Source organism: Streptomyces sp. NBC_00237, assembly GCF_026342435.1.
Lineage (GTDB): Bacteria > Actinomycetota > Actinomycetes > Streptomycetales > Streptomycetaceae > Streptomyces.
This window is the reverse complement of record NZ_JAPEMT010000004.1, coordinates 449,339-471,313: the sequence shown is the minus strand read 5'-3', so window position 1 is coordinate 471,313 and position 21,975 is coordinate 449,339. Positions and strand designations below refer to the sequence as shown.

Here is a 21,975-nt window from a genome sequence, read left to right as displayed (position 1 = left end):
GCGCAGATTCAGTCCAGCTAAAGATTCTTACGTACCATTAGCGTTCGTGATGGATGAACTTCCGCTTGACCAGGTGTACACCCTGCTCGCCGTCGTCGACGAGGGCACCTTCGACGCTGCGGCGGCCGCCCTGCACGTCACCCCCTCCGCCGTCAGCCAACGCATCAAAGCACTGGAACAGCGCACCGGACGCGTGCTGTTGATGCGCTCGAAGCCAGTACGGCCCACCGACTCTGGGCAGGTGGTGGTGAGGTTCGCCCGACAGCTCGCTCTGCTGGAGCGGGGCGCACGGACCGAGCTGGGGCTTGCAGCGGGGCCGGGGGAGAGGCAAGGACCTACCAGGCTGGCCATCGCAGTGAACGCCGATTCGCTCGCAACCTGGTTTCTGCCCTCTCTGGACCGCGTGCCACAGGACCCGCCCATCTGCTTCGAGCTGCGCCGTGAGGACGAGGCACACACCACCGCGCTGCTGCGCGAGGGTCAGGTGATGGCGGCAGTCACCTCGTCGCCCGATCCCGTGGCTGGTTGCAGCGTGCGATCGCTCGGCCGGGCACGCTATCTGCCCGTGTCCAGTCCCGAGTTCGAAGAGCGGCACCTTTCCTCGGGACGACTCGTGGATCGGCTCCGGGAAGCTCCGGCGATGTTCTTCGACCGACGGGACGAACTCCAGGACGCCTTCGTACGGTCACTGGCAGACGACGGCACGGGCATTCCGGCAGCAGGCGGTTTCCGACACTACGTGCCCACCTCTGAGGGGTTCCGCGACGCCATCGTCGCCGGGCTCGGCTGGGGACTGGTACCTGAGGCACACGCTTTGCCTTTGCTGCGCTCGGGGGCGCTCACGCTGCTGGCAACCGATCGCACCTTGGACGTACCGCTGTTCTGGCAGCAGTGGAAGTTGGACTCACCCGCTCTTGCGGCCGTCGCAGCGGCGGTGGCCGCGACGGCCGCTGAGAAGCTCTTGCCTCCGGAGTGAGGAGCCTGTCAACGGGGGAGCACCGCGCGAATCGTTTTGCCCAAGACGCCCGCGGTATTTGCAGTACTGAACCTCGGGGCACGACGGGGACGTGGACTCCGCGCCGGGACGATCGTTACTTCCTGGGCCAGGAGCTGCACGAGGTGCCAGCCGAAGCCACCGCCGCTGTCATCGATGTCGGGAATGCGTTCGCGGGGAAGCTCCGGGCTGGGATCGCCCACGGCGACGGTGAGAGTGTCGAAGGTGGCCGAGAAGGCGAGTGTGTACCGGCCTCCCCCGTGCCGTACCGCATTGGTGACCAACTCCGACACCACGAGAACAAGAGAATCCGCCGCATCCTCAGCGGGGGCAGGGGACAGACCAGCTGTGAAAGCCCTGGCCGCCCTGCGCGCGTTGGCCACACCTTCGATTCCCCATCCTCGGACAGGTCCCGGCAGCAGGTCCGACGTCGCCCGGGATGTTGCCGTCTGCTGGATCAACTGCTTGCTGTTCATGCGCGTACGCCCCAATCCATGATCGGTTGTACCGCCTTGAGGCAGGCGTATGCCCGATGTATCGGCACTCAGACAACGCAGGAACATCCCTGAGCCGTTGCAGATGCGAAATTCAGCTCGTACGAGTGACAACGCGGACAACCAGGGGCCACAGGTTCACGTTCTCACTACGGCCTCCTGCCGTTGGCCAGCTGGTCCAGCAGCGGCGCAGAGCGCCCGAGGACTGTGCCCCCTCCGAGCCTTTGTTGGTTTTCTCAGTCCTTGAGTCCCTCAGTCCCTCCCTGCGCTACGTGCCCTGGAGTCGTCTGCCAGCGCCCGGAGGGACTGGGAGCCCGGTGGTGAACAGTTCTTCCTGCTGGGGACGGGTGATCGATTCTGAGCAGGTTGCCGACACTCACGGGACTGGAGCGGGAGGGACGGATCCGTTCAGTCCCTCGTTTTAGTCCCTCGGGAAAACCGCAGGTCAGGGGCATGGAGAAGGTTCCGACGGAGGGACTGAGGGACTGAAGGGACTCAACTTTGCAGTATCCATCCCAATTGTGTGCGCGTGTGTATGCGGACGCGTGTAGTAGGCAGGTATATGCCTGGAGCGCTCATAACTAGGATTTTCAGTCCCTTCAGTCCCTTTCAGTCCCTGTCTCGGCTAGGTGCACCCCGCTGACCTGCAGGTTTCCCGAGGGACTGAACCGAGGGACTGAACCGTTCCGTCCCTGACCCTTCCGTCCCTGGTCCCGGAGAGGCGAAGAAACAAACGACAGGGGCATGCTTGTGCGACGTACGGTCGAGAGGTCGGCGACCGCCCCGCAGGACTCGTGCAGCACGCAAAAGCAGGCCGGTACGAAGATCGCCCACCCGCCGAGGGCTCAAAGGGACTCAAGGGACTGAAGAACTGATACAACGGCAGTTCCCCGCGGAGATTCCCCACCCTTGCGCTAGGCTCAGGACCTCATAGGAAAGTTCAGTCCCTTCAGTCCCTCATACGGGTACCTACAGGGCGCTGACCAGCGCTTTTACTGACAGGGACTGAAAGCACCAGAACGCACGACCTCTGACCCCGACAAGGACGACCGCGTGCCGCGCCACGGTGAGACCAGTACCCCAGTCCCTTCAGGGACTGTGCGGGCACACGATGTTGCCCGCTGGTGCGCGGGCAACGGCTGGCCGGTGCACCCGTTGGCCCCAGGCCGGAAGACGCCCGCCGCCAACTGCAACAAATGCCGGGAAGTCGGACACCAAACCAGGGACTGCCCCTGCATTCCCGCAGGCCGCTGGTGTCACGGCTTTCGGGCTGCCACCACAAACCCGGCCAGGATCGACGACTGGTGGGGCACTCACCCGGCGATGGGGGTGGGCGTCGCCTGCGGTCCCGCAGGACTCGTCGTGCTCGACGTGGACGCCCACAGTGCCGAAGTGCCTCACCGCAACCGGCTCCTGCCGGGCATTCACATCGACCCGCGTGTTGACCTGACAGGGCTTGCCTCCGGGTTCGACACGCTCGCACTGCTGGCTGCCTACAGGGGGCAGCAGGACCCGTCCAAGGACAAAACGACCCTCCGCGTCCGCACGCCCTCGGGAGGTCTGCACATCTGGTACCGGAACACCCGCCCCGAGACCCGATTCCGCTCCTCCACGGGCTCCAGCCCCAAGGTCGCGCTCGCCTGGCAGGTCGACATCCGGGCGGACAACGGCTACATCGTCGCGCCCACCAACCGGATCCCCCAGGGCACCTACGCCCCGCTGGGCGACGCGAGGATTCCTGCCCCGCTGCCGGACTGGCTCGCCGACGAGCTGACCAGGACGGGGCACGTGGTGCAGGTCCGCGCCCAGGCACCCGCCGCAACGCGCGCCCCCGCTGACGTACAGCCCCAGAAGAACCTCAGGACGCCGCAGAAACCGCTCGAAGCCCTGAAGCCCCCTCTGGGGCCTTCAACGGTTCCCTACCCCCGCCTGCGCGTCCCAAGCGCTCCCAGGGCGGCACAGCGCCTCCTGGACCCGCTCCTGGCCGAGGTCGCGGCCTGCGCGGCAATTCCGGAAGGGGCGAGCTTCTCCGAGAAACTCAACCGGGCCGCGTACACCGCAGGCGGCCTGGTGGCCGGCGGCCACTTCACGGAATCGCTGGCGCGCGACCTGCTGACCCAGGCGGCCCAAGCGGCCCGTCCGCACCAGCCACAGCGCAACACCACGATCATCGACTCCGCCCTTGCCGCAGGTGCCACCCGACCGCTTCACCCCCAAGGACGCCCATGAGCAGCGCCGAGAGCACGAGCTTCGACGCCACTGCCGCCGCTCAGCAGATGCTCGAATTCCCGGTTCCCGAACCGGACTCGGACACCGCGACCGCCAGCACCGCGCTGCCAAACCAGCAGGCGTCGGGCCACTCCGGTGCGCCGGGGCCCCTTGCCGTGCACGAGCAGTACGACGCCATCGGGCAGTTGCCGCACATGCTCACCGACCGGGGCAACGCCAAGTTGTTCGCGCAGCTGTACGGCGACCAGTTCCGTCACGTGGAGGGTCTGGGCTGGTACTCCTGGGACCAGTACCGGTGGAAGCGCACCGGTGGCGAGAAGGCCGCGCTGTGGGCTGCCGGAGACATGGCCGAGCAGATGCCCGCGCAGGATCCGCGCGGCTTCTTCAGCGACCGGGAGCTGTACGCCCACCGCAAGCGCACCATGTCAACGCCGGGCATGAAGGCCCTGCTCACGCAGGCCAAGGCGTCTCCCGCGCTGACCCTGGACCCGGACGTCCTGGACGGCGACGCGTACGCGCTGTGCACGCCGGAAGGCGTCGTGGACCTCCAGACCGGGGACATGCACAAGCCCGACCCCGTCAAGGACATGCACTCGCGGGCCACCAGCGTCGCTCCGGAGAACATGCCGACGCCGCGCTGGCACAAGTTCCTGCACGACACCTTCGGCGACGACGAGAAGGGACTGGAGACGATCCGGTTCCTGCACCTGCTGCTCGGCTACTCGATCACCGGGGACGTCGGCGCGCAGGTGCTTCCGTTCCTCTTCGGTGCGGGCGCCAACGGCAAGTCGGTGCTCCTCGACGTGATGATCCAGATCCTCGGCGACTACGCGGACGCCGCGCCGCCCGGCTTCCTGATGGAGAAGGGCAAGTTCTCCGAACACTCCACGGAACTCACCGAACTGCACGGCCGCCGCATCATGGTCTGCTCCGAGCTCAAGCCCAACGACAAGTTCGACGAGTCCCGGGTCAAGCTGCTCACCGGCGGTGACCGGATCAAGGCCCGTCGGATGCGTCAGGACTACTTCTCCTTCGCCCCCACCCACAAGCTGTGGCTGCTCGGCAACCACCGCCCTGAGGTCGGAACCGGCGGACATGCCTTCTGGCGGCGCATCCGCCTCATCCCGTTCGAGCGTGTCGTGCCGAACAAGCACAAGATCGACAACCTCGCGTTCGAGCTCGTACGGGACGAGGGCCCCGGCATCCTCCATTGGCTCATCGAAGGTGCGATGAGTTATCTGGAGACCCGGGACCCGCTCACAGGTCCTGATTCCGTACGTATGGCCACTGAGGCGTACGAGTCCACGGAGGACCACATCGGCCGTTTCCTGAAGGAGTGCTGCATCAAGAGCCCGCCGACCGCCAACGGGCCGGACCGTTTCTCCGACCTCCGCGTCGAGCAGGGTGTGCTCTATGCGGCCTACGGCACCTGGTGCAACGCCAGCGAGGGAATCCGGCCTGCGACCTCCCGTTCTTTCGCCAGCCGCATCCGTCAGGAGCTCGGTCTGGCATCGCCGAACGACATGATGAAGTCCAGCGGAAAGAAGTACTACCCGGGACTGGGCCTGCTCTCGGACGAGGACGATCCGGCGGTCGCGGGGGCCGTTTCCGGCGTTTCGAACGGCCCGGCAATCACATGACGCCCATTCGTGCACTGTGCCTTGACAGCGGGCAGCCTTACGATGGGTACCGAGCCTCCGGGCAGACGCACACACGGGACCCGAAGAGCGGACCCGGCCCGGAGCGAGAAAACCGAGGCCGGTGCGTGGTCGGACACAACGAGGAGGGGCTTCAGCCATGAGCTCGCTACTGAACGAGAGCGATCTCGCCCACGAGAATGCGGTGGTGTGGCTGGAAAGCCCCGACGACCTCGACTACGTGCGTCAGGCGCTCGACAAGACCCCGCGCCGCCGAGGCAAGCCGCGTTACGCCCGGGACGGCCGCCTCGTCGGCTACACCGAGCTCGACGAACACGCCGAGGCCGACCCCGACAGCGGTCTGCACAAGCGACGGGTCTTCTTCCTGCTGCCGCACGACCGTGACACCGCTCCCGGCGGGTACTACGCGGAGGGTGCACCCGGAGAGGCCGTCGACCCGCGCACCATCGACCCGCAGAAAGTCGGTGAGAAGACGCCGCGCTCACAGCAGGGCGCTTCGGCTGCCGCCATAGCGATGCCCTGAGACGTCGCGTGATGCGGCGGCGTGGGGTTCCGGACGGTTCCGGATGGGAGAAACTGGCCGGGTGACCTCAGCTCCGGTGCAACAGCCGTTCCGTGACCGTCCTGGGCTCGGACGTGGCGTGTCGACCCTCATTCCGTCCGGTCCGGGCACCGCCGTGGATTCGGCCGCGGACCGGGCGCGGGCAGCGCTCGCGGGGGTCCGGACGGTTCCTGTGCATGTCGGAGTGCTGGAAGCAGCGGTGGTACTGCTGGAAGAACGGGCCCGGATCAGCGAGGACGGAACTGAGCGGACGGCTGCCGCCGCGACGGTGGTCAAACTGCGCGAGGCCATGCTGAGCGGGGCAGCAGACGAGTGAGACGCCGCCTCGTCAGGGGCGTGCGACAGCGCCGTGCAGCACGGTGTCCACCGTACGTGTGACGAAGTCCGCGTCCAGGGGGAGCTGGCGGAAGACGAGACGCAGCCAGGCAGCCCCGGCGAGCAGATCCATGAGGTGCGTCAAGAGGGCCGGGTCGGTGCCGGAGGCGAGTTCCCCCCGGGCGACGGCGCGGCTGAGGATCGGCTGTTCCCGGTCGAGCCGGTCGGCGAAGAACCTGCGCGCGTGGGTGGCGAGTTCGGGGCTCTGAGTGATCGCGCCGAGCGCCGCGATCGCGGTCTTGGACGCGGGCTCAGTGGTGAGCAGCGTGACCACGGAGCCGAGCACCGCCTCCAGATCGCCCTGGAGCGAGCCCGTGTCGGGGAGCGGGAAGTCCAGCTGCGTGCCGTTGACGAGCGCGGCTCCCAACAGTGCTCCCTTGGAGGGCCACCAGCGGTAGAGGGTCGTTTTGTTGACTCCGGCGCGCTCGGCGACGCCCTCGACGGTCAGGCCCTCGTAGCCCCCTTCCTGAAGGAGGCCGAGTGTGGCGTCGAAGATCTCCTGGGACTTGCGGGGGGCGCTGATCCGCTTCTTGGGTCTGGCCCCGGTGTCCCCGTTTGCGGGCCCCGCGCTGTGTGAGTGCGGCTGTCGTTCGTCGTTCATGGCTGTCGAGGCTAGCAAGGAGAAGATTCCAAAACAACGCAACGTAGCGTTGCATGTGGTGTTAGCTTCCGTGGCATGGAACCCAACGACTCAGCGCTGCCCCTGGTCTTCCTGCACGGCGTTCGTGTCAGCGGCACGATGTGGCATCCCGTCATGGAAGCCGTCGACGCCGGTTCCGGTCATCGTCGGATGGTCGCACCCGACCTGCCCGGCCACGGTCGGCGGCGCGGGGAGCGCTTCACCATCGACGCCGCCGTCGACGCGGTGGCCGAGGCCATCGACGAACTGGGCGGCAGGGCGCTGCTGGTAGGTCTTTCCGCCGGCGGATACGTCTCCATCGCCACCGCCGCCAGGCATCCCGGGCGAGTGGCGGGTGTGCTTGCGCTCGGGTGCACGGGCGTACCCCGCGGGGTGTACGCGTCTGTCTTCCGGCAGCAGTTCCACCTCGGGGCCCGGTACCCCGAGGTGGCGGAGTGGCTCAGCGTCCGGGGATTCCGCCGGACGCTTTCCGCGCGCGCGGCGGAGGCCATGACCGCAGGCGGGCTGTCCTGCGAGGTCATGGGTGACGTGGCAGATGCCATCACGGGCCTGGATCCCCTTGGCCTGCTCGCCCAGTACCCCGGCCCTGTCTGGCTGGTGAACGGTGCCCGGGACCCCTTCCGCGGCGACGAACGTGCCTTCCTGGCCGCCTGTCGCGACGGCCGCCTCGCCGTGTGGCCCGGCTTGGGTCACCTGACGACCTTGTCCGACCCTCGGGCGCTCGCCCGTACGGTGCTGGACGTGACGGCCGCCGTGGAACACCAGAGGTGCGCGGCGGTCTGAAGGGCATCGTTGGCAGCCGCATGGAGGTCAGACCGGTGCGGTGTACCACCTGCGGTGCGTCAGCGGTTCGACCAGCAGGACGCCTGCCGATGCGGCCGTGGCGACGGCGGCGGCCGGAAGAGAGCCCCAGGCCGCTGCGACCGCTCCGGCGAGCACGACCAGGGGGCGCACCAGGGTCAGCGGACCGAGGCCGATCACCACGGCGAGAGTGCTGGCGCGCAGCGGGCCCCAGAGGTAACAGGCCAGGCTGGCGGCCACGATGACGGTGTACGGGGCGTACACCAGCAGCATGCGGCCCGCCGCCGCTTCGAGTTCGGCGTAGCGGGCGTCCGGGGTGGTGTGTGTCCCGAGCAGCAGGGCGGCCAGGGCGACGGCCGAGGTGGCGGTCAGGGTCAGGGCGCCGACCACGAGTCCGCGGCGGGTCGCCTTCAGAGTGGGCCTGGTCTTACGGATGCGGCCGTCCCGGCCCGCGTAGGCACGGAACCCGGCGAACGCCGCGTCGACCAGGGCCAGAGCGGCGAGCAGGAGGGGTTTCATCGGGCGTCCCGGGAGGTGGGGCGGGTGAGGAGGTCTACCAGGTCGCCGGTCAGGCGGCCGGTGGCGCTGTGGCCCAGGGCGGCGTGCAGGGCGGGGACGAGTCCGGGGCGCAGGCCAAGGACCGGGCGCACAGTGGTGCAGAAGGGGTTGCTGCGACTGCGGGGTTCGTACACGAGTGCGACCATGCCCCGCGCTTGGGCGGCGGCCCGCAGCAGGGTCGCGTCGTCGTGGGCACGGCGGGCGGACATGACTCCGTCGTGCCGCCCGAGAGGGTCGCGCATCCGGGCACGGTGGAAGATCCAGGCGCCGACGGGAGCGAGTGGGGTGGCCGCGATGTCGAAGTGGCAGAAGGCGGCGGGGCCGGAGCCGATGCTGCCCTTTGCGTTTCTGGCCTCGGTTCCCGTTCCGCTTCTACGAGAGGCCGGAGATTCGGGCATCGCCTGGGCGGCGAAGAAGGAGTCGAGGGAGGCGCCCCGGAAGTGGTGCAGTACGCCCGTGGACACGTACACCGTCGCAGGTTCCGAGAGGGCGAAGGCATTGCCGCGTACGAAACGGCAATGCAGGTCCTCGGCCCGTGCGAGACGTTCCGCTTCGGTGACCAGGGCGGCGTTGAAGTCGACGCCGACCAGCTCGACGTCGGGACCGAGTGCGCCGGAGGCGGCCAACCACCGGACGAGATAGCCGAGACCGCAGCCCACGTCCACCACCCGGAGAGGGCCGACGGCGGGGTCCGTGCGGATGGCGGCGAGGAGGGGGCGCAGCACTTCCGCGACGCGTTCGCCGAGCCGCAGTTCCTCGCTCAGACGCTGGAGTTCCGTGTGCACGGCGACCAGGCGGCGGTCCACAGCCTGCGGGTCGAGAATGCCGTCCTCGTCGCAGGCCAGTCCGGCTGCGATGCGTGCGCCGCGATGGTCGCCCGCCGCGCGCAGGCGCGCGACGACATCGGCCCGGCGTACGGGCAGGCGCGCGAGGCTGCGGGGATCGTGGTCGACGACCAGGTCGGATATTTCGAGGAAGGGCACGCGCTGACGTTACGTGACGTGCGGGGTACGACTCGGCGAGGGGGGAGCGGAGGTACGAAGCCCGTGCGTATGGGGCGTGGGGTTGTCCGCAGGGCGACGGTGGGCGAACATCGGGCGCGGTGGGCGCGTGATGGACGCGGCCTTTCGGGCGGGGAGACGGGCGTGGTGGAGTCAGCTGTGGGGGATTCGGATTCCGAGCAGGCGGGATTCCTGGATTCGGGGGCGCCGGAGGAGTGCGTGGCCGGGGTGAAGAGGGAACTCGACCGGTTGATGGGGGCCTTCCTCGGCGCTTTCGACAACCGGGGAGAGCGGCGGGCGGATGTCGCTGCCGTACGGGAGGTGTTCATTCCGGAGGGGATGATCATCAAGAACGTCGGTGGTGAGCCCGTGATCTACGACGTCGAAAGCTTCGTCGAGCCCCGGGAGAAGATGCTGGGCGACGGGACGCTGACGGAGTTCTCGGAGTGGGAGATCGCCGAGCGGACCGAGGTCTTCGGCACGGTCGCGCACCGGTTCAGCGCGTACGGCAAGTCAGGCTTCCTCGACGGTGAATGGTTCGAGGGGGCCGGGCGTAAGACCACCCAGTTCCTCAGGACGCCGGTCGGCTGGAGGATGAGCTCGATGGCGTGGGACGACGTGCCGTAGAGAGGGCTTCGGTGGGGTAGATCCGCTGGTCGGTGGCGTACGGATGGGGAAGGATGCGGTGCTGTGACAGACAACGACAGCATCCGCGTCACCCCGTTCGCCGAGCGGCCGGAACTGATCGGGCGGGCCTACGAAATCGCCGACACCTGGCCGGAGTTCACGTCCCACGAACCGGTCGTGAACGCGCTGCTCAGCCGAGTGGTCGAGGAGTTCCCGGAGTACTGCGTGGTTGCCACCGACGGCGACCGCGTCGTCGCGCGCGGGTTCAGCGTGCCGTTCAACGCGGTGCTCGACGGCCGTGAGGAGACACCGGACCGAGGCTGGGACCAGGTGTTGCTGTGGGCCTTCGCCGACCGGCGGTTCGGCGACGCGCCGTCGATCGCGAGCGCGTTGGAGATCTCGATCGACGCCGACTACCTCGGCCGCGGGCTGTCGTACCGCATGCTGGCCGCGATGCGCGGGGCCGTCGGAAGGCAGGGGCATGACACCTTGCTCGCGCCGGTGCGCCCCAACGCCAAGCACCTCCGGCCGACGGTGTCCATGGCCGCGTACGTCCAGGACCTCCGCGAGGACGGACTGCCGGCCGACCCGTGGCTGCGCGTGCACGTCAAGGCGGGAGGCACGGTGGAGAGGATCGCGCCCGCGTCGATGACGGTGAGCGGTTCGCTGGCCGAGTGGCGAAGCTGGACCGGCCTGCCCTTCGACGAGGACGGGGGAGTGGAGGTTCCGGGGGCGCTCGTGCCGGTGGAGTGTTCCGTGGGGCACGATCGTGCGGTCTACGTCGAACCGAATGTGTGGGTACGGCACCGGGTGGCGGGACGGGGCCGGTAGGTATTCGGGGACGTCAGGGCATTAGGGCTTCGGGCGTAGGTGGGTGCGTTCGCCGTCGTGGTCGAGGATGCAGAGGATTTCGGCCGGGCCTTCGTGGGCGCCGAACGCGTGCGGGATCATCGTCGAGAACTCCGCGGCCTCCCCGGCCTCGACCAGGATCGTCCGATCGCCGAGCAGGAGTTCCACCGTGCCGGACAGCACGGTGAACCAGTCCTTGCCCGGGTGGACGCGCTGGGAGTCCGTGCTGTCGCGCGGGGCGGGTTGGGTGAAGCGCATCTTTGCCACGCTCATGCCCTGCGGTCCTGGTTCCCGGCTCAGCACCCAGGTGGTCCTGCCGTGTGCCTCGTCGCGCTGCGGCCGGATCACCACGTCGTCGTCCGAGACCGTTTCCACGAGCTGGTCCAAGGAGGTGCCGAGCGCGCGGGCGATCGGGGCGAGCTGGTCGAGGGCGATCCGGCGGTGGCCCGTCTCGATGCGGCTCAGGGTGGACGGGCTCAGGTAGCAGCGGGCAGCCAGCTCGTCGAGGGACCAGCCCTTGGCCATGCGCAGGCCCCTGATCCTCTTGCGGACCAGGTTGTCGAGGTCTCCGTCTTGCGTCATGCGCAAGAGTGTATGCCGTATGCGCAAGCATCCCGTACGGTCGGAGGTACGGGGAGCCGCAACGAGAGTCGGGAGCAGGTTCGGATGACGCAGCAGGATGGGGCTCCGCAGAGCCACGGGCACGGACATGGGCATGAGCACGGGCACGGTGCTGGGCGAGACCATGAGCACGGGCACGGTGGGCACGGACTCGGTGGGCACGAGCCGGGTGGGCACTCCGAGGCCGACGAGGCAGGACTCGCCGAAGTCCTCGACCTCGATGCCGAGGTCCTGCACTCCTACCTCGCCGAGGTCACCCATCTGCTCGCGGAGCTGACCACCGCCGCTCCGCCCGAGCGCATCCTCGACCTGGGGAGCGGTACCGGCACCGGCACCCTCGCGCTGCTCGGGCAGTTCAAGGGTGCCTACGTCACCGCCGTCGACCTCTCCGCGTCGATGCTGCGCCGCGTCACCGACAAGGTCGGCGCGGCCGGGATCGCCGAAGGCCGGGTCCGTACCGTACAGGCCGATCTGGACGAGGCTTGGCCCGAGGACCTCGGGCCGGTCGATCTCGTATGGGCGTCCGCGTCCCTGCACCACATGGCCGACCCCGACCGTGCTCTCGCGGAACTCATGACCACGCTGCGGCCCGGCGGGCTGCTGGCCGTAGTGGAGATGGACGCCTCACCGTTCCCGCGCTTCCTCTCCGAGGAGTCGGAGGCCGCGCTCGGCCGACCGGGGCTGGAGGAGCGCTGCCATGCCGCCGTCGCCGACCAGCACGCCTCGGACGTACCGCACCTCGGTGACGACTGGGGGGTGCGGCTGGCCGCTGCCGGATTCGCCGTGGAGGCGGAACGTCGCTTCGATATCCGGCTGACCGCACCGCTGCCCGCCGCGACGGGCCGGTACGCGCAGGCATCCTTGCGGCGCCTGCGCGATCACCTTCAGGACCGGTTGAGCGGTGAGGACCTTGCCGCTCTCGCCACCCTCCTCGACGGGGACGGACCCGAGAGCATCCTGCGCCGCGACGACCTCACGGTGGTCGCGGTGAGGACGCTGTGGGTGGCCAGGAAACCGTGATTTTCCGAGCGCGGTGAGTCCTGGAGTACGGCGAATGCCCGGAGTGCGGCTGCGTCTCCGGGCATGCGGCTGTGATTCTCCAGGGATCCTTGGCGTGTTGCTGGTGCGTTACGCGCCGGCCAGCGTCAGCTTGACCGCGAAACCCAGGAAGAGCACTCCGGCTCCCGTGGTCGCGCCTGCCGAGAGCCGCTTGCGGCGGCGGAAGGCCGCAGCGAGCCGTGTGCCGCTGAAGATGAGCGCGGTGAGGTAGAGGAAGCTCGCCAGCTGGGCCAGTGCCCCGAGGAGGACGAAGGAGAGTGCGGGGTAGGCATAGGCCGGATCGACGAACTGGACGAAGAAGGACACGAAGAAGAGGATCGCCTTCGGATTGAGGAGGCTGATCACGAGAGCGCGCCGGTACGGGCGCTCGATCGCGGCCGGGGCCGCGGCCTCAGGACGTTCGGCGTCGGCCTTGTCGTGCCGAGTGCGCCACATCGACCACGCTGCCCGCATCATGCCGATCGCGAGCCAGGTGAGATAGCCCGCTCCGGCGTACTTCACGATGCCGAACAGGAGCGCGTTCGCCTGGAGCAGGGAGGCGACTCCGGCGGCGGAGAGCACCATGAGCACGGCATCGCCGCACCAGACGCCCGCCGCTGCCGTGTATCCGGCGCGGACGCCGCGGCGGGCCGCGACGGACAGTACGTACAACGAATTCGGTCCTGGCAGCAGCACTATCAGGACGAGACCTATGAGGTAAGTCGGAAGATCGGTTACACCCAGCATGCGTGGAGTGTCACACGTGTGCGGCCTGCCCTGCCTCGGCTTTTCGCATGCCGGACCGAGGTGCGGGCCCCTGCGGATTTCGAGTCCGTCCGAGTGCCGTCCTGCCCGTCGAGTCCCTCGACCAGGCGGAGGGTGCCTTCCTCGCCCTCGGCAGCGACATTGAGGTGCCCGCACCGGACGCGCTGCCTGCGCGGCTGGGCGCGATGGTGCGGGAGCTGGCGAGGCGTTAGGGGACTGCGGGCGGTGAAGCCTGTACGGGTGGTTGCCTTGACGTCGGCGTCAACGTTTAGCGTCGTCCTCATGCGCATCGGCGAACTGGCGGAACGGGCCCGGGTCAGCACGCGGACCCTGCGGTACTACGAGTCGCGCGGGCTGTTGCCCGCACGGCGCTCGGTCAACGGGTACCGCGTGTACGGCGACGACGAGCTGCGGCTCGTGGAGCAGATCCGCACCTTGCAGGACGTCGGGTTCGAGCTGGAGGAGACGCGTCCCTTCGTGGAGTGCTTGCAGGCCGGGCATCCGGCGGGGGACGCCTGCCCGGCCTCGCTCGACGTCTACCGGCGCAAGCTGGCCGAACTCGACGTGCTGATAGCGGAGTTGCGGGCAGTGCGCGAGCAGGTGGGCGCGCAGCTGGTCCGGGCGGAGGCCGAGCTTCCAGAGGGTCCCGTACCGCTCTGCGAGCTGAGCCGTGCGCGGCAGAACGAGCAGGAGTGACGAATCGATGGAGGGGATCACGATGATCAAGGCAGCAGGGGTGGACGAGGTCACGGACGCGACCTTCGAGGACGAGGTGCTGCGTGCGGGCCTTCCTGTGCTGGTGGAATTCACCGCCGCCTGGTGCGGTCCGTGCCGACAGCTGGCTCCGGTGCTGAGCGCGATCGCGGAGGAGGAGCGGGGCCGGTTGAAGGTCGTCCAGCTGGACGTGGACGCCAACCAGGAGACGACCGTCGCGTACGGGGTCCTGTCGATGCCGACGCTGATGGTGTTCCGCGACGGTGAGCCGGTGAAGGCCATGGTGGGCGCCCGCCCGAAGCGGCGACTGCTGGCGGAGTTGGCGGAGTTGGCGGACGTGCGCTGAAACCAGGAGACCGTACGGGCCTGCTCGGGGCGTGCTCGCTTACGGGGGACGGGCAGGGTGAGAGTGGCGCTCCGTGTCCCGCTCTTTAGGAAGCGGTGCCGGGAAGGTTCGGGCCGTGCGCCGCCACCGCCGAAGGGGCGGCGGATGCGATCAGCTTCAGCAGGGCCGTGTGCGTCTCCGCGTCCGCCGCCGCGACCAGGCCGCCCGCGCTCGATGCGAGCGGCAGGCCGTCGATGCCCGTCACCGTGCATCCCGCCGCTTCGCACAGGGCGATCCCGGCCGCGAAGTGCACGCTGCCACGGAGGTCTTCGCCGTCCGTGACGTATGCGGCCCGGCGGCCTGCCGCCACCCAGGCCAGCGCGAGGGTGGTGGAGACCACGCGGGGGCGGAAGCGTTCGGGGAAGCCCGGGGTGGTGAGGAGGTGGGCGGTCCGGAAGGTGGGGAAGGGCGGGTCGAGGTTCAGGTCGACCAGGCAGGAGGCCGGAGACGGTTTCAGGACCGTGTCCGACCCGTCCTTGCGGAGGGCGGCATGCGTGCCGTCCGTCCAGAAGACCTCGTCGTTGAAGGGGTCTGCCGTGGCTGCTGCCGTGGTGCTGGTGCTGGTGCTGGTGCTGGTGCTGGTGCTGGTGCTGGTGCCGGTAGCGGTGTTGGAGCCGGTTATGCGGAGGGCGACGTTCACGCCGACGAGCATGTTCTGAACGGCGTAGTTCAGCGTGCCGCACAGGGGGTCGACCAGCCAACGGCGATTCGTCCCGGCCGCACCAGTGGCACCGCTTTCCTCACCTGTCACCCCGTCCTTGGGGCGTGCGGTGCGCAGCAGGTCGAGGATGGTGTGCTCGGCGGCGAGGTCCGCCTCGGTGGCGAAGTCACCGGCCGACTTCTCGACGCGGGCCAGCGGTGCACCGTACAGCTCGCGGACGACGGAGGCGCCCGCCCGGGCGGCTGACAGGGCGAGTTGGGCGTCGTCGGTCGTGTTCATGATCGGCATGGGGGGAGGGTAACCGGGGTGGATCCGTGCGTGTTCAGGACCAGCGCGGCGAGTGCCTCGGGTGCGCCCTGCTGGCCCCGGATGCCGGGGAAGGCGTTGATGTCGACGATCAGCGGAGTGCCGTCGTCCGCACCGATGACGTCGACCCCGTACACCTGGAGTCCGAACACCTCGCCCACCCGGCGGACCAGGTCGGTCCGGTCGACGAGTGAGGGCGGGGTGTCGAGGTCTGCGCGGGCCAGCTCGGAGCGGCGGTGCGCGGCGAATACCCGGCGGCCGACGGCCCACAGTTTCTCGTCCCAGCCGTCGTTCGGCACGAACTCCTGCACCACCACCGGCTCGTGCGGGTGCCGTGCGGCCAGTTCGTGCAGTTCGGCGGGGCCGTCGACACGGGCGACGAGGTCGTCCTTGCGGCTGTGTCGGCTCTTGACCACCACCGGTCCGGTGAGTTCCGGGCCTGCCGCGACGTCGGCGAGTGCGGCGAAGGTGCGGGTGCGGACGAAGGGGAGCCCGGCGCTTCGGGCCACGGCGGCCATTTCCGTACGGTCCTGGAGGAGTGCCGTCGCGGCCGCGGAATTCAGTACGCGCGCACCACGTCGCTCCAGCGCACGGGCCAGGGCGAGGGCGCGCGGTGTCCGGGCCTTGAGGAGGTAGACGTCAGCCGGAGGTGCGGAGAGCGGAGGTTCCGTGTGTGCTCCCGCGGACGACGCGTCGTGTACATCGTGTACGAGGACCTGGTGGCCGCCGTCGATGAGCAGCGCGGCGGTCGCCGACAGGAGCGGGTGGTCCGGCCGCGGCGTGATCAGGCCGACCCTCATGCGCCCTCACCCGCGGCGACCGGCATCGGCGTGCCCGAGAGGGACTGAACCGAGTCGGGGAGGGGCCGAGACGGGTTCGAGAGGGACCGAGGTGAGTTCGAGAGGGACTGAGAGGAGCCCGAGAGGGACTGGGCAGGGACCGAATGTGCCCGGACGGAGGCCGAAAGGTCCTTATCTGCGCCTGAAATGTACTGATTCGCTCCCGAAAGGGACTGAAGGGACTGAACTCTCGATACTTCCGCGCCACCGGGTCCCGGCAACTCCGGTCCCCTCCGCGCGAGTTCCAGTACCGCCCGCGCCACCTGTCCCGCCGCGTCCGGGACCCGGCGGAAGCTCGGAAAGTCGTTCACGTCCACGACCACGGGACCGTCCGGACCCAGGAGCACGTCCACCCCGTACAGATCGAGCCCGTACACCTCACCCACCCGTACGACCGTCTTCGCGACCTCGGCCGGAAGTGCGACGCGGCGTTCGCGCGCAGGGTGGTCGGGATGGAGCGGGGAGCGGCGTTCGGTGGCGTACAGCTCGCCGCCGACGCAGTACACCTTGAGGTCGACACCCGCGTTGGGGACGTACGGCTGGGCGATCAGCATGCCCTCGCCGGACAGTTCCGGGAGCAGGGCGGCGAGCCGCTGAGGCGTCGGGACCAGGTGGACCGAGCGGCCCGCGCTGCCGTCGGCGGGCTTGACGACCAGGGGGTATTCCGATTCGGGTATCCCGGCGAGGAGTTCGGGGGTGGCCGCCGCGTAGGTGGGCGGCATGGGCAGGCCGTGGCTGCGGCCGATCGCCGCCGCCAGGGCTTTGTCGCGTACGCGGCGTATCGAACGGGCGTCGTTGACGGTGGTCAGCCCGGCTTCCGCGGCCGCCTCCAGGAGGGTGAGTCCGGGGCCGCCGGAGACGGTCTTCAGGACCCAGGCGTCGTGCGTGCCCGCCCGTACCGCCTCGCCCATCTCCAGCAGGGAACCGCCCGGCCGCACCACGTCCACCCGGTGACCCCAGGAGGTCAGACGCCCGATCACCTCGATCGGCATGCCGTCGTGCCGGTAGTGCTCTTCCACCAGGAAGCAGAGCCTCATCGATGTTCCCCGTAACCCCAACGCCCCCGGACGCCCGCCGGTTCCCGTCCGGTGAGTCGTGACACTCCAGGATGTCATGACCTGTCAGAAACGGATCTTCCGGCCGTCGCCCGGCCGATGTGCTCGCTGTGACGGGGGCGGGGGCGGGGACGGGAGAAGAGGGCCGCCCCCGTACGGATGGGGGATCCGTACGGGGGCGGCGGTCAGGGGGGAGCGCGGGGACTTAGAAGTCGTCGGCGCCGTTACGGAACTCGTGCGTCCAGTAGCCGGTCTTCGCGGTCTTCTTGTCGACCTGGAAACCGCGCGGCACGGAGACGATCTCGGCGCCCTCCTGGGCGCCGCCGCCCGCGGCGAAGACCTGCACGTTGAACTCCTTGAGGGCGACGCTGTCCTCGTCCACGCCCCCGTAGTTGATCTTGATCTTGGCGTAGGCGGGCGCGCCCGGCTCCAGCACGACCGGGGCTTCGGGCTTGCTCTTGGCGACGGCCGGGATGACCTTGGCGGTGTGGAAGTCGCCGAAGGTGACCTGCGGGTAGTCCACCAGCTGGCACGTGCGGCCGGAGGTGTTCTTCGCCGTCAGTTCGAGGTGGGTGAAGGGCGGCTCCGGGTTCGTCGTCGCGGACATCTTCACGTCGTCGACGGTGCAGGCTCGGGTCTTGCCGGTGCTGGGCTTCTTCGAGCCGGTCTGGGAGGCGGAGGAGCCGGACTTGCCGGAGCCGGAGTCGTTGCCCGAACCCGCTGAGCCCTTGCCCTTGTCCGTGTCCGAGGACTTGCCGTCCGAGCCGGGCCCGGTGGACTTGTCCGTACCGGATGCCGACTGCTCCGAGGCGGAGGACGGGGAGGAGGCGCTGCCGGACGCGGCCTTGTCGGCACCGTTGCAGGCGGTGAGCGAGAGGCTGAGCGCGGCGACAGCGGCGGCGGCGAGGACGGCGGGACGGCGGGCGGAAGTACGCATGTGGGGCTCCCCCTGGGGTGGCGCATTGGTCGGTGCCGTGTACAGGCACCTGGTCTGCTTTCAGCTTCAGCCCCGGTCCTGTCGTTCCGCTTACGTTCCGCTAACGCCTCGCTATTTCCCATCTGACCTGCGTTTTTGCCGTTTCACGGCACCTTCACAAGGCTTTGCATTTCTTCTCTGAAAAGAAGGAACCGAGGTGTCTGGACCCCGTTCGCCCCCGGGGGCTAGCCCCACCCCGTAGAGCGTGGTTGGCCCCATTCCTTCCCGGTCCGCGAATTTCTACGGTGGAGGCATCAAGCACCACCAGCACCAGATCACCCGTGGCTCCGCACACCGCGAGCCGTGCAGAAAGGGACGTCATGGCCTTGCGTCGAGACCGCACGCACACCGAGACGCGTACGAAGCGCCCCAGGAGCGAGGCCCCGGCGAACCCGGCCGCGTCCTACCCGGCCCAGCACCACCCGGCCGCCTCTTCCTCCTCCTCCCCCTCGGCTCCGTATTCCGCCGCGTCGTACCCGACCGCGCCGCCCGCCATCGAGCTCCGCTCCGTCGCACGCTCCTACGGTCGCGGCTCCGCCACCGTGCACGCCCTGCGCGGCATCGATCTCGTTCTGCCGCGCGGCGGCTTCACCGCGGTCATGGGTCCCTCCGGTTCCGGCAAGTCGACCTTCCTCCAGTGCGCGGCCGGACTCGACCGGCCCAGCTCCGGCGACGTACTCCTCGGCGGCGAATCCATCTCGCGCCTGCGCGAGGACCGTCTCACTGAACTCCGCCGCTCCCGCATCGGCTTCGTCTTCCAGTCCTTCAACCTGTTGCCCTCCCTGACCGTCGCCCAGAACGTCCTGCTGCCGCAGCGACTCGCGGGCGTCAAGCAGGACCGTCGGCTCGCCCAGCAACTCCTCACCGAGGTCGGCCTGCCCGAGCACGGCGACCGTCGGCCCGGCCAGCTCTCCGGCGGCCAGCAGCAGCGTGTCGCCATCGCCCGCGCGCTGATCACCCGCCCCGAAGTCGTCTTCGCCGACGAGCCGACCGGCGCTCTCGACACCCAGGCCGCCCAGGAGGTACTCGGGCTGCTGCGGCGGGCCGTCGACTCGATGGGGGCGACCGTCGTCATGGTCACTCACGATCCCTCGGCCGCCTCGCACGCCGACCGCGTGCTCTTCCTGGCCGACGGCTCGCTCGCGGGCGAACTCCGCCATCCGGACCCGCAGTCGGTGGCCGCCCGCATGGCCGACCTCGCCGCGTACCGTCCCGCCTCCTTCGCGGGGGCCGCAGCGTGAGCAACGGTCTCGCCCGGGCGGCGGTACGCTTCCGCCCCGCCTCCTTCGTGGGCAGCTTCGTCGCCCTCCTCCTCGGCGCCGCCGTCATCGCGGGCTGCGGTGCCCTCCTCCAGACCGGCATCGTCGCGAAGGTCGACCCGGTGCGGTACGCGAACGCACCGGTGGTCGTCGCGGCCGATCCGTACACCTCCATGACGGTGAACCGGGGCGGCGAGGGCGGCCCGGAGACCATTTCGGCTCCGCTGCCGGAACGCGGCCGGGTGGACACCGCGTTGGCGGCACGGATCGCCGACCGTCCCGGCGTCGCCTCGGCGGTGCCGGACGCGCCCTTCCCCGTGCAGCAGCGCGTGAATGCCCAGCAGCGCGCGCAGGCCCAGCCGCTGCCGCTGACCGGAGGGAGCATCGCGGCCGCCGGACCCCTGGCCACCGGTCGTGTTCCTTCCGCCGGTGAGGTCGTCCTCGACGAACAGGCCGCGAGGAAGGCCGGGTTGAAGCCCGGCGACCGCATCCGCCTCACCGCCCCCGGCGGCTCCGCGACGTACCGGATCTCCGGCCTCGCAGCCCCGTCCCCGCTCGGTACGCAGGCATGGTTCGCCGCCGCGACCGCCGACCGGCTCTCCGGGCACCCCGGAAAGGCCGACGCGATCCTCGTCACCCCGAAGAAGGGGGTCGAGGCAGGCGCCCTCGCGGCCCAGGTGAAGGAGGCCGTCGGCGGTAAGGCACAGACCCTCACCGGCAAGGACCGAGGAGACGCCGAACTGCCCGCCCTCGCGGCGGGCAAGACGTATCTGATCGGCCTCGGCGGGTCCTTCGGCGGCGTCGCCGCCATGACCGCCGTCTTCGTCATCATGGGCACCATCGCCCTCGCCACGACCCAGCGCGCCCGAGAGTTCGCCCTGCTCAGGGCGGTCGGCGCGACCCCGAAGCAGATCCGGCGGACCATCGCCACCGAGGCGATGATGCTCGCCCCGGCGGCCGGACTCCTCGGTGCGGTTCCCGGCTACGCCCTGGCCCGCTGGTGGTTCGGCGAACTGGTGGAGCGGGGCGCGGTGCCGCCGCAGCTCTCGTTGGAGACGGGTGTCCTGCCGATTGTGGCGGCCGTCCTGCTCAGTGTTCTCTCGGCCCTGGCCGCCGGGTACTTCGCGGCCCGCAAGCCCGCCAACCTCCGCCCGGGACTGGCGCTCGGCGAGGCCGCCGTACCCACCGCGACCCTCGGCAAGGTGCGGAAGGGCTTCGGTATCGGATTCTGTGTGGGCGGCGTGGCCATGGCCGTCGTCGCCTCTCAACTCGGCGGCGACCTGGCCGCGACGACCGCGCTCGGCGTCGTCCTGCTCCTCTTGGTGGGGGTGGTGCTGCTCGGCCCCGTGATCGCCCGAATCGGCACTGGAATCATTTCTTTTCCCCTCAAATCGGGTGTGGCGGGGGCGTCTGGATCGTTGTCCGCGGACAACACCCGTGTCAACGCACGGCGTTTCGCCTCCGCCATCACGCCGATCGTCATGGTGATCGCCTTCTGCGGAACGCTCGTCTTCCTGCAGAGCAGCATTCGCGAAGCTTCCGCACGGAACGTCTCGGCGGCCGTGGTCGCCGACCGCGTGCTGACCTCCGGGGCCGGACTTCCCGCCGCGACCGCCGGTTACGCCGCCGCGCTTCCGGGTGTCGAGAGCGCCACCGGAATCCTCCGTACCGCAGTGGTGTACGAATCGATGCAGAACCTGGCCACGGCCACGGCGCTGGGCGTCTCCGGAAACCCCGCCGACCTCACCAAGGTCCTCGATCTCGGACCGGCAGACGGCTCCTTCACCGCCCTCGGCTCCGGCCGCGACACGGTCGCTCTCGACACGAAGCTCGCGGAGAGCCTGGGCGTACGGACGGGCGACCGCGTCCCGCTGCGCCTCGGCGACGGTACGAAGGTCGAGCCGAAACTGGTGGCGACCTACACCCGGGGGCTGGGCGTGGGCCAGGTACTGATGCCGCGCGCCGCACTGGCGCCGCACGTCACGGCCGCGTACGACTCCCACGTCCTGGTGGCGGCGAAGCCGGGTGCCGAGCAAGCTTCTCTGGTACGGGACTTGCAGGGTCTCGCTCCCTCGACGACGGTCACCGACGCGGCCGGGTACGGCGTGCAGGCCGACCTCAACCAGGAACTCGGCGCGTGGGCGAACACGGTGATGGCAGCGGTCCTCGGCGGGTTCGCCGCCATCGCAGCCGTCAACACGCTGGTGATGACGGTCCTGGAACGCCGCCGCGAGGTCGGCCTCCTGCGGCTGTCCGGCACCACGCGCCGCCAGGTCAGGGGCATGATGCGCTGGGAGGCGCTGTTGGTCGCGGGCACCGGCCTGACCATCGGCTCGGCCATCGCCTGGATCACGCTGCTCCCGATCGCACGGGGCGTCACGGGCTCGGCCCCGTACATCCCGCCCGCGGTGGCCGTCCCGCTGGCCGTCGGAGCGGTCCTCCTCACCGTCGCGGCTACGGCGTTCCCGACCCGGGCACTGCTCAGGGTGCGGCCGCTGGAGGCGGGGGCGGGCAAGCAGTAGGCGCGCCTGGACGGGCGTAGGGGCCGGACCGCTGTCGAGCGGTCCG

24 protein-coding genes are annotated in these 21,975 nt (G+C 69.5%); 14 read left to right on the top strand and 10 right to left on the bottom strand.

Going from position 1 to position 21,975, the window contains the following annotated elements; translation table 11 throughout:
* Nucleotides 1–49: 49 nt before the first annotated feature.
* Complete coding sequence (locus OG897_RS34570) at nucleotides 50–976, top strand: LysR family transcriptional regulator ArgP (RefSeq protein WP_266663733.1); 927 nt, start codon at nucleotides 50–52, stop codon at nucleotides 974–976.
* 8 nt (nucleotides 977–984) lie between these two features.
* On the opposite strand, the gene OG897_RS34565 is transcribed toward OG897_RS34570, so the two are convergent.
* Entirely contained in the window at nucleotides 985–1,470 is a 486-nt protein-coding gene (locus tag OG897_RS34565; RefSeq protein WP_266663236.1) for an ATP-binding protein, read from the bottom strand.
* Between the two features lie 1,071 nt (nucleotides 1,471–2,541).
* Between OG897_RS34565 and OG897_RS34560 the strand changes: the two genes are divergently transcribed.
* The 4 genes from OG897_RS34560 (at nucleotide 2,542) to OG897_RS34545 (ending at nucleotide 6,253) form a co-directional block, all read left to right on the top strand.
* Nucleotides 2,542–3,717, top strand: a complete 1,176-nt coding sequence (locus OG897_RS34560; RefSeq protein WP_323188146.1) for a bifunctional DNA primase/polymerase — start codon at nucleotides 2,542–2,544, stop codon at nucleotides 3,715–3,717.
* Complete coding sequence (locus OG897_RS34555) at nucleotides 3,714–5,357, top strand: phage/plasmid primase, P4 family (protein WP_266663232.1); 1,644 nt, start codon at nucleotides 3,714–3,716, stop codon at nucleotides 5,355–5,357. The genes OG897_RS34560 and OG897_RS34555 overlap by 4 nt, the downstream gene beginning before the upstream one ends.
* 157 nt (nucleotides 5,358–5,514) lie before the next feature.
* Entirely contained in the window at nucleotides 5,515–5,898 is a 384-nt protein-coding gene (locus OG897_RS34550; RefSeq protein WP_189823634.1) for a DUF6009 family protein, read from the top strand.
* A 118-nt stretch (nucleotides 5,899–6,016) separates the two neighbouring features.
* A complete protein-coding gene (locus OG897_RS34545; RefSeq protein ID WP_266663229.1) occupies nucleotides 6,017–6,253 on the top strand; it encodes a hypothetical protein in 237 nt (78 codons plus the stop codon).
* Nucleotides 6,254–6,265: 12 nt separating this feature from the next.
* On the opposite strand, the gene OG897_RS34540 is transcribed toward OG897_RS34545, so the two are convergent.
* A complete protein-coding gene (locus OG897_RS34540; RefSeq protein ID WP_266663227.1) occupies nucleotides 6,266–6,913 on the bottom strand; it encodes a TetR/AcrR family transcriptional regulator in 648 nt (215 codons plus the stop codon).
* A 75-nt stretch (nucleotides 6,914–6,988) separates the two neighbouring features.
* On the opposite strand from OG897_RS34540, the gene OG897_RS34535 reads away from it, so the two are divergent.
* The gene (locus tag OG897_RS34535) at nucleotides 6,989–7,735 is read left to right on the top strand and encodes an alpha/beta fold hydrolase (protein ID WP_266663225.1); all 747 of its coding nucleotides are present in this window, start codon (nucleotides 6,989–6,991) and stop codon (nucleotides 7,733–7,735) included.
* Between the two features lie 27 nt (nucleotides 7,736–7,762).
* On the opposite strand, the gene OG897_RS34530 is transcribed toward OG897_RS34535, so the two are convergent.
* Nucleotides 7,763–8,272 (bottom strand): hypothetical protein, encoded by a 510-nt coding sequence (locus OG897_RS34530; RefSeq protein ID WP_266663223.1) that lies wholly within the window; start codon nucleotides 8,270–8,272, stop codon nucleotides 7,763–7,765.
* Nucleotides 8,269–9,294, bottom strand: a complete 1,026-nt coding sequence (locus tag OG897_RS34525; RefSeq protein WP_266663221.1) for a class I SAM-dependent methyltransferase — start codon at nucleotides 9,292–9,294, stop codon at nucleotides 8,269–8,271. Before OG897_RS34525 ends, OG897_RS34530 begins: the two co-directional genes overlap by 4 nt.
* Nucleotides 9,295–9,456: 162 nt before the next feature.
* Here OG897_RS34525 and OG897_RS34520 point away from each other — a divergent pair, with 162 nt between their 5' ends.
* Nucleotides 9,457–9,939, top strand: a complete 483-nt coding sequence (locus OG897_RS34520; RefSeq protein ID WP_266663219.1) for a DUF4440 domain-containing protein — start codon at nucleotides 9,457–9,459, stop codon at nucleotides 9,937–9,939.
* A 63-nt stretch (nucleotides 9,940–10,002) separates the two neighbouring features.
* Nucleotides 10,003–10,770, top strand: a complete 768-nt coding sequence (locus OG897_RS34515; RefSeq protein WP_266663217.1) for an N-acetyltransferase — start codon at nucleotides 10,003–10,005, stop codon at nucleotides 10,768–10,770.
* Nucleotides 10,771–10,791: 21 nt separating this feature from the next.
* Here the strand turns inward: OG897_RS34515 and OG897_RS34510 are convergent, their stop codons facing one another.
* Nucleotides 10,792–11,370 (bottom strand): helix-turn-helix domain-containing protein, encoded by a 579-nt coding sequence (locus OG897_RS34510; protein ID WP_266663215.1) that lies wholly within the window; start codon nucleotides 11,368–11,370, stop codon nucleotides 10,792–10,794.
* Between the two features lie 84 nt (nucleotides 11,371–11,454).
* On the opposite strand from OG897_RS34510, the gene OG897_RS34505 reads away from it, so the two are divergent.
* A complete protein-coding gene (locus OG897_RS34505) occupies nucleotides 11,455–12,429 on the top strand; it encodes a class I SAM-dependent methyltransferase (protein ID WP_266663213.1) in 975 nt (324 codons plus the stop codon).
* Nucleotides 12,430–12,537: 108 nt separating this feature from the next.
* Here the strand turns inward: OG897_RS34505 and leuE are convergent, their stop codons facing one another.
* Nucleotides 12,538–13,194 carry a leucine efflux protein LeuE gene (gene leuE / locus OG897_RS34500; protein ID WP_266663211.1) on the bottom strand — a complete coding sequence of 219 codons (657 nt, stop codon included), beginning with the start codon at nucleotides 13,192–13,194 and terminating at the stop codon, nucleotides 12,538–12,540.
* A 47-nt stretch (nucleotides 13,195–13,241) separates the two neighbouring features.
* Here leuE and OG897_RS34495 point away from each other — a divergent pair, with 47 nt between their 5' ends.
* From OG897_RS34495 to trxA, 3 genes are all read left to right on the top strand, one after another.
* Nucleotides 13,242–13,424, top strand: coding sequence for a hypothetical protein (locus OG897_RS34495; RefSeq protein ID WP_266663209.1), 183 nt, complete (start codon nucleotides 13,242–13,244; stop codon nucleotides 13,422–13,424).
* Nucleotides 13,425–13,494: 70 nt separating this feature from the next.
* Complete coding sequence (locus OG897_RS34490) at nucleotides 13,495–13,908, top strand: MerR family transcriptional regulator (RefSeq protein WP_266663207.1); 414 nt, start codon at nucleotides 13,495–13,497, stop codon at nucleotides 13,906–13,908.
* A gap of 22 nt (nucleotides 13,909–13,930) precedes the next feature.
* Nucleotides 13,931–14,272, top strand: coding sequence for a thioredoxin (gene trxA / locus OG897_RS34485; protein ID WP_323188150.1), 342 nt, complete (start codon nucleotides 13,931–13,933; stop codon nucleotides 14,270–14,272).
* Nucleotides 14,273–14,357: 85 nt separating this feature from the next.
* Here trxA and OG897_RS34480 read toward each other — a convergent pair whose 3' ends face one another.
* The 4 genes from OG897_RS34480 to OG897_RS34465 all read right to left on the bottom strand — a co-directional run bounded on the left by OG897_RS34480 (nucleotide 14,358) and on the right by OG897_RS34465 (nucleotide 18,109).
* Nucleotides 14,358–15,260 carry an inositol monophosphatase family protein gene (locus tag OG897_RS34480; RefSeq protein WP_266663205.1) on the bottom strand — a complete coding sequence of 301 codons (903 nt, stop codon included), beginning with the start codon at nucleotides 15,258–15,260 and terminating at the stop codon, nucleotides 14,358–14,360.
* The gene (locus OG897_RS34475) at nucleotides 15,248–16,078 is read right to left on the bottom strand and encodes a RimK family alpha-L-glutamate ligase (protein WP_266663203.1); all 831 of its coding nucleotides are present in this window, start codon (nucleotides 16,076–16,078) and stop codon (nucleotides 15,248–15,250) included. The genes OG897_RS34480 and OG897_RS34475 overlap by 13 nt, the downstream gene beginning before the upstream one ends.
* Nucleotides 16,075–17,154, bottom strand: coding sequence for a RimK family alpha-L-glutamate ligase (locus OG897_RS34470; protein WP_266663201.1), 1,080 nt, complete (start codon nucleotides 17,152–17,154; stop codon nucleotides 16,075–16,077). The genes OG897_RS34475 and OG897_RS34470 overlap by 4 nt, the downstream gene beginning before the upstream one ends.
* A 223-nt stretch (nucleotides 17,155–17,377) precedes the next feature.
* Entirely contained in the window at nucleotides 17,378–18,109 is a 732-nt protein-coding gene (locus tag OG897_RS34465; protein WP_266663199.1) for a DUF4232 domain-containing protein, read from the bottom strand.
* A gap of 359 nt (nucleotides 18,110–18,468) precedes the next feature.
* On the opposite strand from OG897_RS34465, the gene OG897_RS34460 reads away from it, so the two are divergent.
* Complete coding sequence (locus OG897_RS34460) at nucleotides 18,469–19,389, top strand: ABC transporter ATP-binding protein (RefSeq protein WP_266663197.1); 921 nt, start codon at nucleotides 18,469–18,471, stop codon at nucleotides 19,387–19,389.
* Nucleotides 19,386–21,929, top strand: coding sequence for an ABC transporter permease (locus tag OG897_RS34455; protein WP_266663195.1), 2,544 nt, complete (start codon nucleotides 19,386–19,388; stop codon nucleotides 21,927–21,929). The genes OG897_RS34460 and OG897_RS34455 overlap by 4 nt, the downstream gene beginning before the upstream one ends.
* The last annotated feature ends 46 nt before the right edge of the window (nucleotides 21,930–21,975 follow it).